The 13,078-nt window shown below is 70.4% G+C and carries 11 protein-coding genes; 4 read left to right on the top strand and 7 right to left on the bottom strand.

Annotation, left to right across the window (positions count from 1 at the left end; genetic code table 11):
- Positions 1-209: 209 nt before the first annotated feature.
- Complete coding sequence (locus AB5J55_RS31385) at positions 210-1,430, top strand: serine protease (RefSeq protein WP_369273833.1); 1,221 nt, start codon at positions 210-212, stop codon at positions 1,428-1,430.
- Positions 1,431-1,650: 220 nt separating this feature from the next.
- Complete coding sequence (locus AB5J55_RS31380; RefSeq protein WP_369273832.1) at positions 1,651-2,859, top strand: serine protease; 1,209 nt, start codon at positions 1,651-1,653, stop codon at positions 2,857-2,859.
- Between the two features lie 125 nt (positions 2,860-2,984).
- Here the strand turns inward: AB5J55_RS31380 and hflX are convergent, their stop codons facing one another.
- From hflX to miaA, 6 genes are all read right to left on the bottom strand, one after another.
- On the bottom strand, positions 2,985-4,478 hold the full coding sequence (hflX, locus tag AB5J55_RS31375; RefSeq protein WP_369273831.1) for a GTPase HflX: 1,494 nt from the start codon (positions 4,476-4,478) through the stop codon (positions 2,985-2,987).
- Between the two features lie 183 nt (positions 4,479-4,661).
- Entirely contained in the window at positions 4,662-6,293 is a 1,632-nt protein-coding gene (locus tag AB5J55_RS31370) for a M1 family metallopeptidase (RefSeq protein ID WP_369273830.1), read from the bottom strand.
- Positions 6,294-6,491: 198 nt separating this feature from the next.
- Complete coding sequence (locus tag AB5J55_RS31365) at positions 6,492-8,675, bottom strand: bifunctional (p)ppGpp synthetase/guanosine-3',5'-bis(diphosphate) 3'-pyrophosphohydrolase (RefSeq protein WP_369273829.1); 2,184 nt, start codon at positions 8,673-8,675, stop codon at positions 6,492-6,494.
- Positions 8,676-8,975: 300 nt separating this feature from the next.
- The gene (dapF, locus tag AB5J55_RS31360) at positions 8,976-9,845 is read right to left on the bottom strand and encodes a diaminopimelate epimerase (RefSeq protein ID WP_369273828.1); all 870 of its coding nucleotides are present in this window, start codon (positions 9,843-9,845) and stop codon (positions 8,976-8,978) included.
- Positions 9,846-9,905: 60 nt separating this feature from the next.
- Positions 9,906-10,409, bottom strand: coding sequence for a hypothetical protein (locus AB5J55_RS31355; protein ID WP_369276346.1), 504 nt, complete (start codon positions 10,407-10,409; stop codon positions 9,906-9,908).
- Between the two features lie 108 nt (positions 10,410-10,517).
- The gene (gene miaA / locus AB5J55_RS31350) at positions 10,518-11,456 is read right to left on the bottom strand and encodes a tRNA (adenosine(37)-N6)-dimethylallyltransferase MiaA (protein WP_369273827.1); all 939 of its coding nucleotides are present in this window, start codon (positions 11,454-11,456) and stop codon (positions 10,518-10,520) included.
- A 182-nt stretch (positions 11,457-11,638) separates the two neighbouring features.
- Between miaA and AB5J55_RS31345 the strand changes: the two genes are divergently transcribed.
- Positions 11,639-11,914: a hypothetical protein gene (locus AB5J55_RS31345; protein ID WP_369273826.1), complete on the top strand. Its 276-nt coding sequence runs from the start codon at positions 11,639-11,641 to the stop codon at positions 11,912-11,914.
- A gap of 24 nt (positions 11,915-11,938) precedes the next feature.
- Entirely contained in the window at positions 11,939-12,208 is a 270-nt protein-coding gene (locus tag AB5J55_RS31340) for an antitoxin (RefSeq protein WP_369273825.1), read from the top strand.
- Positions 12,209-12,328: 120 nt separating this feature from the next.
- Here AB5J55_RS31340 and AB5J55_RS31335 read toward each other — a convergent pair whose 3' ends face one another.
- Positions 12,329-13,042 carry a class III extradiol dioxygenase subunit B-like domain-containing protein gene (locus AB5J55_RS31335; protein WP_369273824.1) on the bottom strand — a complete coding sequence of 238 codons (714 nt, stop codon included), beginning with the start codon at positions 13,040-13,042 and terminating at the stop codon, positions 12,329-12,331.
- Positions 13,043-13,078: the final 36 nt, after the last annotated feature.

Raw genomic sequence — 13,078 nt, 5'->3', positions numbered from 1 at the left:
ACCAACCGCGGACGGTTCCCCGGGTTACGGGTTGCTTCAAGATCCTTGCCGTGACGGAACCGTTGCCGTTCCGTCGGAAGTCCCCCACAGCGAGCGCATAGTGTGTGGTGCCGTCCCAACGCGCCGTGACCTCACGCCGGACCAGCGAATGATCAGCGGAAGTTCACGGCCGCGGCGCCAAGTACCGTCACCCCAGGGGGAGTCAGATCATGCGATCGATACGGCCGTCGTCCACCGCTCGCCGAGGGAGGAGCACGCGCCGCAGAACCTCCCCGCTTCCCATAGTCGCGCTCGCCGCTGCGCTGGCCCTCACCGTCACGGCCTGCGACTCGGGCGACGCCGAGGCGGGCGGCGAGGCCACCGCGTCCGCTGCGGCCGGGGGTGAAGGCGAGATCACGATCCCGGACGACATCAAGGACAAGCTCAAAGAGCACGGGATCGACATCGACAAGTGGAAGGACGGGGCCTGGAAGAAGTGGGACAGGGACGACTGGCTCCGCGAGGCCCAGGACTACATCAACCCGATCATCGAGGGCTTGTGGGACCCGGACCGTATGCGGGACGCCGAGGACCCGGACCGGGGCGTCGACGAAAGTGACCTTTCCGGTGACCAGGGTGTGACCGACCCGACGCCGGAGCCCGTGGACGCTCAGGCCGTGCCGCCTGCGTACCACGCCAACGCGCCCGAGGCGGGCAAGGTGTTCTTCGACTCCCCGGAGGGCACGATGGTCTGCTCGGCGACGGTCGTGCAGGACCCGGCCAACCCCGGCAAGTCCAACATGGTGTGGACGGCCGGCCACTGCGTGCACGCGGGCAAGAGCGGCGGCTGGTACCGCAACATCGCGTTCGTGCCGTCGTACAACAACGACGACATGTCGGCCACGGAGCGCGAGAGCGCAACGCGGGAGGAGGTCGCTCCGTTCGGCGTCTGGTGGGCCGACTGGGCACAGACCTCGGACCAGTGGATCGCGCAGGGCGGTGCGACGGGCGGGGATGGTGCCTCGTACGACTACGCGGTGCTGCATGTGAAGCCGGAGGAGGGCAGCAACGGCAAGTCCCTGGAGGAGACGGTCGGTTCGGCCCTGCCGGTGGACTTCAACGCTCCGGCCGTCCCCAAGGTGGAGAGCATCAAGGCGACCGGCTATCCGGCCGCTGCGCCGTTCGACGGCGAGAAGCTGTACCAGTGCCAGGACGAGCCGGGCCGGCTGTCGCTCCGTGCGTCTGACCCGACGATGTACCGCATCGGCTGCACCATGACCGGCGGTTCGTCCGGTGGCGGCTGGGTCGCGACGGGCTCGGACGGCAAGCCGGCGCTCGTGTCCAACACCTCCATCGGCCCGGTGGATTCGGGCTGGCTGGCGGGTCCGCGGCTGGGCAAGGAGGCCAAGGGCATCTTCGACAGGGTGAGCGACAAGTTCACCGGTCAGTGACGTCGGCCAGAGGTCGGGCAGTGACGGCACCCTAGGCATCGGCGGCGGTGGGGCGGTGGGAAGAAACCTTCACCGCCCCACCGCCGTTCGCCCTCAACTCCACGGGCATAGTGGGGTGTCGCGTCCGAGGGACCGCGCGAGAGCGTGCACGGAACCTCGTGAGCCCGCACCTGACGTCAGGCATCACGGCACGGCACGTTCCAACGGGGGTTACCGCACCATGCGTTCCACACATATGCCCACAGCTCCGCGCAGAGGACGGCGCTCCGTCCTCGTCGCCACCGGCCTCGTGGCCGTCCTGGCGCTCACCGCGACCGCTTGTGAGGGCTCGGCGGAGGGCTCGGCGAGCGACCGGGCCGACGCCGCCGCGTCCCAGGCCGCCGGCCTCGGCGACGACAAGATCCAGATCCCGGCCGACATCGCGGACAAGCTCGAGAAGCACGGTATCGATGTCGACAAGTGGACCAGCGGCGGCTGGAAGGACTGGGACAAGGACAAGTGGCTCAGCGAGGCCACGGACTTCGTCAACCCGGTGATCGAGGGCCTCTGGAAGCCTGAGCGGATGCAGTCCGCGAAGGAGGCCAACAAGACGGTCACCACACAGGACGCCTCGGCCGACCAGGGTGTGAGCGACCCGGAGCCGGCGCCCGTCCGGGCCACGGCCGAGAAGACGCCGTACCACGACAACGCGGCCCCGGTCGGCAAGGTCTTCTTCGACTCCCCCGACGGCCCTGCCGTGTGCTCCGGCACGGTCGTCAAGGACGTCAACCACCCCGGCAAATCCAACCTGGTCTGGACTGCCGGTCACTGTGTGCACGCCGGTGGCAACGGCGGCTGGTACCGCAACATCGTCTTCGTCCCGTCCTACAACGACCTCGGCAAGTCAGAGGCGCAGCTTGGCAACGCCACGCCTGCGGAGGTCGCGCCGTACGGCAACTGGTGGGCCGACTGGGTCTCGACCTCGAACGAGTGGATCCAGGGCGGCTCGGAGACGGGCGGCGCGGGTGCCGCGTACGACTACTCCGTGCTGCATGTGAAGCCGGAGCAGGGCTCCAAGTCGCTCGAGGAGACGGTCGGCGCCGCACTCGACGTGGACTTCTCGGCGCCGGGGGCGGCCGAGGCCGGCACGATGGGCGCCTGGGGCTACCCGGCGGCGCCGCCGTACAACGGTCTGCAGATGTTCAAGTGCCTCGACCAGCCCGGCCGGTTCTCGCTCAGTCCGGCCCTGCCGACGATGTACCGCATCGGCTGCACCATGACCGGCGGTTCGTCGGGCGGCGGCTGGATCCGTGTCGTGAACGGCGAGACCAAGCTGGTGTCCAACACCTCGATCGGCCCTGAGGACAACACCTGGCTTGCGGGCCCGCAGCTGGGTGCCGGCGCCGAGGCGGTGTACCAGCACATGAGCAGGACGTACGGCGGTCGGTGACGCGCAAGTAGGGACACGTACGTACTGAAGGCCCGCTCCCCTGCAACAGGAGGCGGGCCTTCGGCGTTGCTACGGCAACCCGGGCCGCTGTTCCACAGCGACTCAGGCGGTCGGCTTACGACGGCTCACGCGGTCGGCGCCGGAACGTACGGCGCGAGATCCGCCGCCAGCTCCTCGTGCACCCGCGCCTTGAGCAGCGTGCCCTCCGGGGTGTGCTCCTCGGAGATCACCTCGCCCTCGGTGTGGGCGCGGGCGACCAGCTTGCCGTGCGTATACGGCACGAGTGCCTCGATCTCGACGGACGGGCGGGGCAGCTCGTTGTCGATCAGCGCGAGCAGCTCGTCGATGCCCTGGCCGGTGCGGGCCGAGACCGCGATCGAACGCGTCTCGATCCGCAGCAGCCGCTGCAGCGTCAGGGGGTCTGCCGCGTCCGCCTTGTTGATCACGACGATCTCCGGTACGTCGGTGGCGCCGACGTCCCTGATCACCTCGCGCACGGCGGCCAGCTGCTCCTCCGGGTTCGGGTGCGAACCGTCCACCACGTGCAGGATCAGGTCGGAATCGCCGACCTCCTCCATCGTGGAGCGGAACGCCTCGACAAGGTGGTGAGGCAGGTGTCGTACGAAGCCGACGGTGTCGGCCAGCGTGTAGAGCCGTCCGCCCGGGGTCTCGGCCCGGCGCACGGTCGGGTCGAGGGTCGCGAACAGGGCGTTCTCGACCAGCACACCCGCGCCTGTGAGGCGGTTGAGCAGCGAGGACTTGCCCGCGTTGGTGTAGCCCGCGATGGCGACCGACGGCACCTTGTTGCGCCGGCGTACCTGGCGCTGGATCTCGCGGCCGGTCTTCATCTCCGCGATCTCACGGCGCATCTTCGCCATCTTCTCGCGGATCCGTCGCCGGTCCGTCTCGATCTTGGTCTCACCGGGACCACGGGTGGCGAGCCCGCCGCCCTTGCCGCCGCCCATCTGCCGGGACAGCGACTGACCCCAGCCGCGCAGCCTCGGCAGCATGTACTGCATCTGCGCGAGCGCGACCTGCGCCTTGCCCTCTCGGGACTTGGCGTGCTGGGCGAAGATGTCGAGGATCAGGGCCGTACGGTCGATGACCTTGACCTTGACGACGTCTTCGAGGTGGATGAGCTGGCCGGGGCTGAGCTCACCGTCGCAGATGACGGTGTCGGCGCCGGTTTCCAGCACGATGTCCCGCAGCTCCTCGGCCTTGCCGGAGCCGATGTAGGTGGCCGCGTCGGGCTTGTCACGGCGCTGGATCACGCCGTCGAGCACCAGCGCACCCGCGGTCTCCGCGAGGGCGGCGAGCTCCGCGAGGGAGTTGTCCGCATCCTGCACGGTCCCCGAGGTCCAGACACCGACGAGCACGACCCGCTCCAGGCGGAGCTGGCGGTACTCGACCTCGGTGACGTCCTCGAGCTCGGTGGAGAGGCCCGCCACACGGCGCAGAGCCGCGCGGTCGGAGCGGTCGAACTGGTCGCCGTCCCGCTCTCCGTCGATCTCGTGGCTCCAGGCGACGTCCTCTTCCATCAGGGCATCGGCCCGAAGACCTTCGGGATAAGTGTGCGCGGCGCGCTGCGTGTCCTGGGAAGGGGAAGAAGAGGAGGTCATTGGGTCCTTACGTCGATGGGAATCCGCTTGCGGCGACGGTGGCAGTGACAGTCGCTTCCCGGACCGAATCCGTGGCCCGAAAACTGTCCGTCACTGCTCACAACGCACGAGCGCCTCAGGAGATTCCCGTGTGCCGTGCCGACCGGAAAATGGTCGCACGGCACGGCACGTCTCGTCACCGGCTTATTTGTCGGCCGCCTTCTTGGAGCCGGCCTTCTGGGCCATGTTCCCGGCGCCCGATTTCTTGGCCGCCTTCCCGGAAGCCACCTTCTTGGCCGCCTTCCCAGAGGCCGCCTTCTTCGCAGCCTTCTCGGGGTCCGCGGACTTCCACTCCGGCTGCCCGGGCATCGGCGGGGTCTTCTTGCCGTACAGCCAGGCGTGCATGAAGCCGTCGAGCTGGCGTTCGGAGATGTCCTCCGCGAGCGCGACGAAGTCCGCGGTCGTGGCGGAACGGTCCTTGTGGCGCTTCACCCAGGCGCGCTCCAGGCGCTCGAAGGCCGGGGCGCCGATCTCCTGACGGAGGGCGTACAGGACCAGGGCCGCGCCGTCGTAGACGTTCGGCCGGAAGATGCCGTTCTTCTTGCCGGCGGCCGCCGCCTTGGGTGCCGCGGGCGGTCCGCCGGCCGTACGCCAGCGGTCGGACGCGGCGTACGCGGCCTTCATCCGTGCCTCCATCGGCCTGCCCGCCTTCTCCGCCGCATACAGGGCCTCGTACCAGGTGGCGTGCCCCTCGCTGAGCCACAGGTCGGACCAGGTGCGCGGGCTGACGCTGTCGCCGAACCACTGGTGCGCCAGCTCGTGCACCATGATCGACTCGATGTACCACTTCGGGTAGGCGACCTCGGTGAAGAGGTCCCTCTCGAAGAGGGAGAGCGTCTGGGTCTCGAGTTCGAAGCCGGTGGCGGCGTCCGCCATGAGCAGGCCGTATGTCTCGAGGGGGTACCGGCCGATCTTGCTCTCCATCCAGGAGATCTGGCCGGGGGTCTTCTTCAGCCACGGTTCGAGCTGCTTGCGGTCCTTGGTGGGCACGACGTCCCGTAGGGGCAGCCCGTGCGGGCCGGTGCGGTGCACCACCGTGGAGCGGCCGATGGACACCTGGGCGAGCTCGGTCGCCATGGGGTGCCGGGTGCGGTACGTCCATGTCGTCGCGCCGCCCTCACGGTCCACGCCGGTCGGCAGGCCGTTCGCGACGGCGGTGTAGCCCTTGGGCGCGGTGACCCGGATGGTGAACATGGCCTTGTCGGACGGGTGGTCGTTGCACGGGAACACGACGTGCGCGGCGTCGGCCTGGTTGGCCATCGCGAGGCCGTCCGAGGTCTGCACCCACCCGCCGTCGCGGCCCTTCGCGTACACGGGATCGCTGGTGTGCCGCACGGTGATCTGCGTCCAGCTGCCGTCGGACAAGGGCTCCTCGGGCGTGACGACGAGATCCTCACCGGCGCTGCGGAACGTCGCCGGCTCCCCGTCGACCTCGACGGACTCGACCTTTCCGTGGGCGAAGTCCAGGTTGACGCGGTCCAGGTCCTCGGTCGTCCACGCGTCGATCGTGGTGACAGCCTGGAGGGGCTTGTCGTTGGAGCCGGAGTAGCGGAAGGACAGGTCGTACGACGCCACGTCGTAGCCGGGGTTGCCCAGGTTCGGGAAGAGGCGATCGCCGATGCCCAGGGGTGTGACGGGGGCGCTGGCGGCGAGGAGACCGAAGGAGGCGGTTGCGGCGAACAGCGCGAGCGCCTTGCGTCGCCTCCGGGATCCGGGACGGGTGCGAGGAGCGCCAGGGATTGGTCCCTGAGCCTTGGTGCGGGGAGTGAGCAGCATGCACCCACGGCTATCAGCGCGCGCGTGCGCGGCGTTGACGCCGCGCGACCGGCCCACTCGAACGGGTATGTCAAGTGGGTGCAAGCCTTTGGGGAATTGCCACGGAAACGGCCGGTGAACGGCCGCCCGGGGGGGGGGGGGGACGACCCGGCGTGAAGGCCGACGTCCCCCGGCCCTCGAGGCACCCCCGCGCGCCCCTCACGCCCCCTGCGTCTGCGGCTGGGCCCTTGTCACGTCGTACACGCCCGCCACGTTCCGCATCGCCCGCATGAGCCCGGGCAGCAGCGCCGCGTCCGGCAGTTGAACCGTGTACGTGTGGCGCACGCGCTGCTGAGTCGGGGGTTCGACCGTGGCCGAGACGATCTCCGCGCCCTCCAGGGCCATGGCTTCGGTGAGGTCCGCCAGGAGGTGGGGGCGAACGAACGATTCGGCGACCAGGGTGACCCGGCACTCGGTGGTGTCGCCCCAGCGCACGTCGACCTCCGCGCGCCCAGCGCTCTTCATACGCGCCACCGCCGCGCACTCGACGCGATGAACCGTCACCACTCCCCCGCGCACGGAGAACCCGGCGACCTCGTCGGGCGGCACGGGTGTGCAGCAACCGGCGAGGCGTACGGTCGCGCCGGGACGGTCGACGAGGACGCTGGCGGCGGGTCGCCCGAGTGGCCCCTCGGCGGCCAGCCGTACGGCCGGGCCGTCCGCGTCGGCCGACGCGCTCCCCGATTCCTCGACCGAGGACCGGAACTGCGTCACAGGCTCCTCGGCGGCGTCGCTCTGCTGGGGATGGGTGGTCAGCCACCGCTGGATCGCGATCCGCGCGGCGGGCGTGTGGGCGTGCTCCAGCCACTCCCTGGAGGGCTCCGAGGCCGGATCCTGGCCCATCAGGAGCTGGACGGTGTCGCCGTCCCGCAGCACCGTGCTGAGGGTCGCCAGGCGGCCGTTGACGCGGGCGCCGATGCACGCGTGCGCGTCCTCGCCGTACTGGGCGTACGCGGCGTCCACACAGGTCGCGCCCTCGGGCAGGCCGAGGGTGCCGCCATCGGGCCGGAACACGGTGATCTCACGGTCCTGCGCCAGGTCCTCACGCAGCGTGGACCAGAAGGTGTCCGGGTCGGGGGCGGCCTCCTGCCAGTCGAGGAGGCGGGACAGCCAGCCGGGGCGCGTGGGGTCGGCGCGCTCCCCGGCACTCGACGCGGCCTGCTCCTCCGAAGGGTGCGCGTAGGGATTGCCGAGCGCTACGACACCGGCCTCGGCGACCTTGTGCATCTGGTGGGTCCGGATGAGGACTTCGGCGACCTGGCCGTCCGCGCGGGAGACGGCCGTGTGCAGCGACTGGTACAGGTTGAACTTGGGGACGGCGATGAAGTCCTTGAACTCCGAGACGACCGGCGTCATACAGGTGTGCAGCTCACCCAGGACGCCGTAACAGTCCGCGTCCTCGCTCACCAGGACCAGCAGCCGCCCGAAGTCGCAGCCGCGGAGCCGGCCGCGCTTGCGGGACACCCGGTGCACGGAGACGAAGTGCCGTGGCCTGATGAGGACTTCCGCCTGGATGCCGGCCTCGCGCAGGACCTTGCGCATCTCGTCGGCCATCTCGGCGAGCGGATCGTCGGCGCGCGCGACGTTGCCGACGATCAACTCCCGTGTGTGCTCGTACTCCTCGGGGTGCAGGATCGCGAAGACCAGGTCTTCGAGTTCCGTCTTGAGCGCCTGGACGCCGAGCCGCTCGGCGAGCGGGATGAGGACGTCGCGGGTCACCTTGGCGATGCGGGCCTGTTTCTCGGGGCGCATCACACCGAGGGTGCGCATGTTGTGCAGCCGGTCGGCGAGTTTGATCGACATCACGCGGACGTCGTTGCCGGTCGCGACGAGCATCTTGCGGAAGGTCTCGGGCTCGGCGGCGGCGCCGTAGTCGACCTTCTCCAGCTTGGTCACGCCGTCGACGAGGAAGCGGACCTCCGCGCCGAACTGCTCACCGACCTGATCGAGCGTCACGTCGGTGTCCTCGACGGTGTCGTGGAGCAGGGACGCCGTCAAGGTGGTGGTCTCGGCGCCGAGTTCGGCGAGGATCAGGGTCACCGCGAGCGGGTGCGTGATGTACGGCTCGCCGCTCTTGCGCATCTGGCCGCGGTGCGAGGACTCCGCCAGCACATAGGCGCGGCGCAGTGGTTCGAGGTCGGCGTCGGGATGGTGGGCCCGGTGGGCGTCGACGACATGGCCGATCGCGTCGGGCAGCCGACCGCGCGCGGCGGGGCCGAGCAGCGCCGCCCGGCCGAGGCGGCGCAGGTCGATGCGTGCGCGGGCCTTCCTGCGTGGCACGGCAGGCGTCACAGGGCCTGCTACCGGGCCTGGCGTCGCGGGATTCGTGGCCTCCGCACTCATGGGCACCTCCGGCTGCGTGGACCGGCGAACGGGGTGCCCCATGGCGGACACGGCTCAGGGGACGACGACATCTCCCCCGTCCGGGCCGGTGCTTGATGCTACCGAGCCCATCACGTGCGACTGACCGCCTCTCGCCGAGCGTGAAACGGATCACCCATTCGAGCGAGGGTTGATGGGTTTACGTTTTTGCGCCATACGGCCAGCTGTCGTTCGTGATCTCGAACACACCCGGGCTCCCCGCGCCCGAAGTCTCGGGCCGCGGCCCACCTGTACGGCTCTGCTGCCGAGTCGGGGAAAAGCTCAACGGGCGAATGTTTCCAGCCACTCCGCGTCGATCTCACCTTCGGCCACGATCACCGCGGGGCCGGTCATCTCGATCTCGCCATCGGGTCGCTCGGTAATCACCAGGGTGCCTCCGGGCACATCGACGATGTACGTCACGGGGGCGCCGGTGACAGCCGGGTCGGCCCCGTCCCGCCGCGCGGCGGCCACGGCGACGGCGCACGCGCCCGTGCCGCACGACCGGGTCTCGCCGGCACCGCGCTCGTGCACGCGCAGCGCGACGTGCCGGGGTGCCCGGTCGACGACGAACTCGACGTTGACACCGTCCGGGTAGGCCGAGGCCGGGCTGAACGGCGGCGGGGAGAACAGGTCGCCGGCGTGCGCGAGGTCGTCCACGAAGGCGACCGCGTGCGGGTTGCCCATGTTCACGTTCCGCGCGGGCCAGCTGCGCTCACCGACGCGGACCGTGACGTCTCCTTCGGGGAGCAGCGCCTTGCCCATGCCGACCGTCACGTCACCGTCCTTGGCGATGTGCACGGTCTTCACGCCCCCGCGGGTGGCGACCGCGAGGTCCCCCTCGGTGACGTGTCCGGCACGCTGGAGGTAGCGCGCGAAGACGCGCACGCCGTTGCCGCACATCTCCGCGATCGAGCCGTCGCCGTTACGGTAGTCCATGAACCACTCGGCCTCGGCCGCCATGTCCTTGGCCTCGGGGTGCACCGCGGACCGCACGACGTGCAGCAGCCCGTCACCACCGATGCCCGCGCGGCGGTCGCACAGGGCGGCGACGGCGGTCGGGGGCAGGTCGACGGCGTTCTCGGGGTCCGGGACGATCACGAAGTCGTTCTCGGTGCCGTGACCCTTGAGGAAGGCGATCCGCGTGCTCATTCCTCGATCGTACGGTGCCGCTATGACAGAGCCGAAAAGAGAGCCTGTCCGGCGACTGCGTCAGCGCAGGCGCGCCACTCGCCACACGGCCAGAACGACGATTGCGGCGACGACCAGGGCATACGCGATCACGACCCGCCAGTCCGGTCTGCGCCCGGAGCCCCGCTGCGGCAGCCCCGGCCAGGTGTAGCCGACGCGGCGGGCGGCCATCATGCCCCAGCCGGCCGCGCAGGAGCAGATCAGGAGCCCCAGCATGGCGATCACGGCCCCGCTGTCGCCGAAGTCGAAGGCCAGCGGGAACGCGAACATCAGGGAGCCGACCGCCGCAAGGGAAACGATGGGCGCGAGCTGCCAGATGCGCAGTCGGCGCTGCGGGCGCAGCTCGACCTCGACCTCCGGGCCGCCGGCGTACATCTCCTCGGGCTCGGGACCGTCGTCGGTGACGCCACCCTCGGTCTCGTCCTCCAGGTCCGGGCTCAGACGGTCGCCGTCCCGCTCCGGTTCGTCCCGGTCGGCGGTGACGTTCTCGGTGCCTTGTGCGGTGTCGCGAGGGCCGGCCTCCATCGCCACGCGCCCTCCCAACTCGGACTCCACTTGGTCGATCGAAGCTCGATGATGGCACGGCGCCGGAGGCCGGGATGACGGCCGGAGCGTCCCGATGCAATCACGTGATCAGGCTGTAACCGGTCGTTCGACCAACGCCAGTGCGAGATGCGGAAGTTCTGTGAGATCTGCCGCAGCCCCACTGAGCCAGTGCACCCGCGGGTCGCGCCTGAACCATGAATCCTGACGGCGCGCGAAGCGCTTGGTGGCGCGTACGGTCTCGTTCCGTGCCTCTTCCAGCGTGCACTCCCCGGCGAGCGCCGCGAGGACCTGCTGGTAGCCGAGCGCGCGCGAGGCCGTACGCCCCTCGCGCAACCCCTGCGCCTCCAGCTCGCGGACCTCGTCCACGAGCCCGGCGTCCCACATCCGGTCGACCCGGCGCGCGATGCGCTCGTCCAGCTCGGGTCGGGCCACGTCGACGCCGATCTGGACCGTGTCGTAGATCGAGTCATGGCCGGGGAGGTTGGCCGTGAAGGGCTGGCCGGTGATCTCGATCACCTCGAGAGCCCGGACGATACGGCGCCCGTTGCTGGGCAGGATCGCCTGCGCGGCTTCGGGGTCGACGGCGGCGAGGCGGGCGTGCAGCGCGCCGGATCCGCGCAGCGCGAGCTCCTCCTCGAGCCCGGCCCTGACCTCGGGGTCGGTGCCGGGGAACTCCAGGTTGTCGACGGCGCCACGGACGTACAGCCCCGAGCCGCCCACCAGGATCGGCCACCGCCCCTCGGCGAGCAGTGCGTCGATCCGCTCCCGCGCGAGCCGCTGGTACTCGGCGACGGACGCCGTGACGGTGACGTCCCAGATGTCCAGGAGGTGGTGCGGCACGCCCGCGCGCTCCTCGGGCGTCAGCTTGGCGGTGCCGATGTCCATCCCTCGGTAGAGCTGCATGGAGTCGGCGTTGACGACCTCACCCCCGAGCTGCTGGGCGAGGAAGACGCCCAGATCGGACTTTCCGGCCGCGGTGGGTCCGACTACGGCGATGACACGGGGGGCGAGGGGTGCGCTACTCACCGCACCAGTCTCGCAAACCTCACGGGGTGGCCTCGAACGAGTTACGTGACGGCACACGCGCGGGGTCGTTGCCTGTTGCGAGGTTTTCGCCGCCGGTTTCGAGGAGGCGGCGACCCGGGGGCGCAAACGGACGCACCGGCCGACGCGGGATTTCGCCCGCACGAGTAACGTATGGAGTGGATATGGGCGTTTTCGCACGACTTTTCCGGAGGTCGAAGGCTACGGACGAGGCGTCAACCGCCGAGGCCCAGGCCGACACACCAACGGCCGAGCCGGCGGCGGAAGAGGCGGCGGAGGCGAAGGGGTCGGCCGAGACCAAGGCTGAGAACGCGGCCGAGTCGACGGCGGCGGAGGCCGTCGAGGCCGATGCCGATGCCGACGACGGCGTCGAGATCCCGAAGCAGCAGTCCGCCGACGAGGCGGCCGACAGTGAGGCCGGCGAGGGCGCCCGCACGTAACTGCCCCGCGCGGGAAGGTGAAGCATGGGTCTGATGCACAACTTGAAAGCCAAACTCGCCCCGGCCAAGGACAAGGTCTCCGACTTCGCGCAGCGGCACGAGGAGCAGGTCCATCATGGCCTCGACAAGGCCGCTAGGGCCGTCGACCATCGGACCAAGGGCAAGTACAGCGACAAGATCCACACGGGCACGGGCAAGGCCAAGGGTGCCATGGGCCGACTCGCGCACAAGGACGACGGCACGGCGACCGGCAGCAGCACACCGCCGCCGGACGCACCCCCGCCGACCACCTGAACGGCACATCGCCGGACGGCCGCGGAGCTTGACCGCTCCCGGCCGTCCGCCGTTTCCCGGACGGTGCCGGTGTGCCCCTGCGACCGGCGTCGACGTGCGCAACGACCAGGCCGACGTGGGCTATGACCAGGTCGCGACCAGGTACCCCACGCCGTACGGTGCGTCCTCGTACAGCAAGGCGCCCCCAAGACCCGCCTCCTCGGCAGCGCCCGCGAGGACCTGCCAGGAGGCTCGGCCGGAGACCTTCAGCTCGCGCGCGAGCTCGGTGTCCAGCTCCTTGAGGGCGGCCACGTCCGCCTCGCCGAAGGCACGCGCGACGGACGCGTCGAAGGGCGCCGCCCGCTCATCGAGGTAGCCGGGAGCCTTGAGCGTGCGGCAGGCACTGGCGTCGCCCATCACCAGCATCGCCACCCGGTCGGCTCGAGCGGCGATGTCCCTTCCGATATCGATACACCGCTCGGCCTCAAGAGGTTCCCTCACACCGAGTCCCTCGATCGGGGCGTCCGACCAGGTGGTCCGCTCCAGCAGCCACGCCGCAACGGCGAGCGAGGTCGGCAGCGCGCGCCGCGGCTCCTCCGCAGCCGGCGCCCCCAGTCGTACGTCGACGTCCACGCCGAAGCCCCGGAACGAGCCCGGCGTACCTTCCGCGTACGTCCCGTGGCCGCTCTCCTCGGCGGATCCGACGACCACGAGGAGGTCGGGCCGGGCGGCTGCGAGGACGCCGAGCGCGTCCGTGCACGCCGCCCGCGCGGCGTCCAGCTCGGGTGCGGCGCCCGCGGCGACCTGCGGGACGAGGAGAGGCGGGCAGGGGCAGACTGCGGCAGCGACAAGCATGATCGGCAGGGTAACCCCGCGAGTCGGCCGGGTGTC

It is taken from the genome of Streptomyces sp. R11, from assembly GCF_041051905.1.
Lineage (GTDB): Bacteria > Actinomycetota > Actinomycetes > Streptomycetales > Streptomycetaceae > Streptomyces.
Note: the sequence above shows the minus strand (reverse complement) of the source record. Positions and strands in the feature narration are given on the sequence as shown.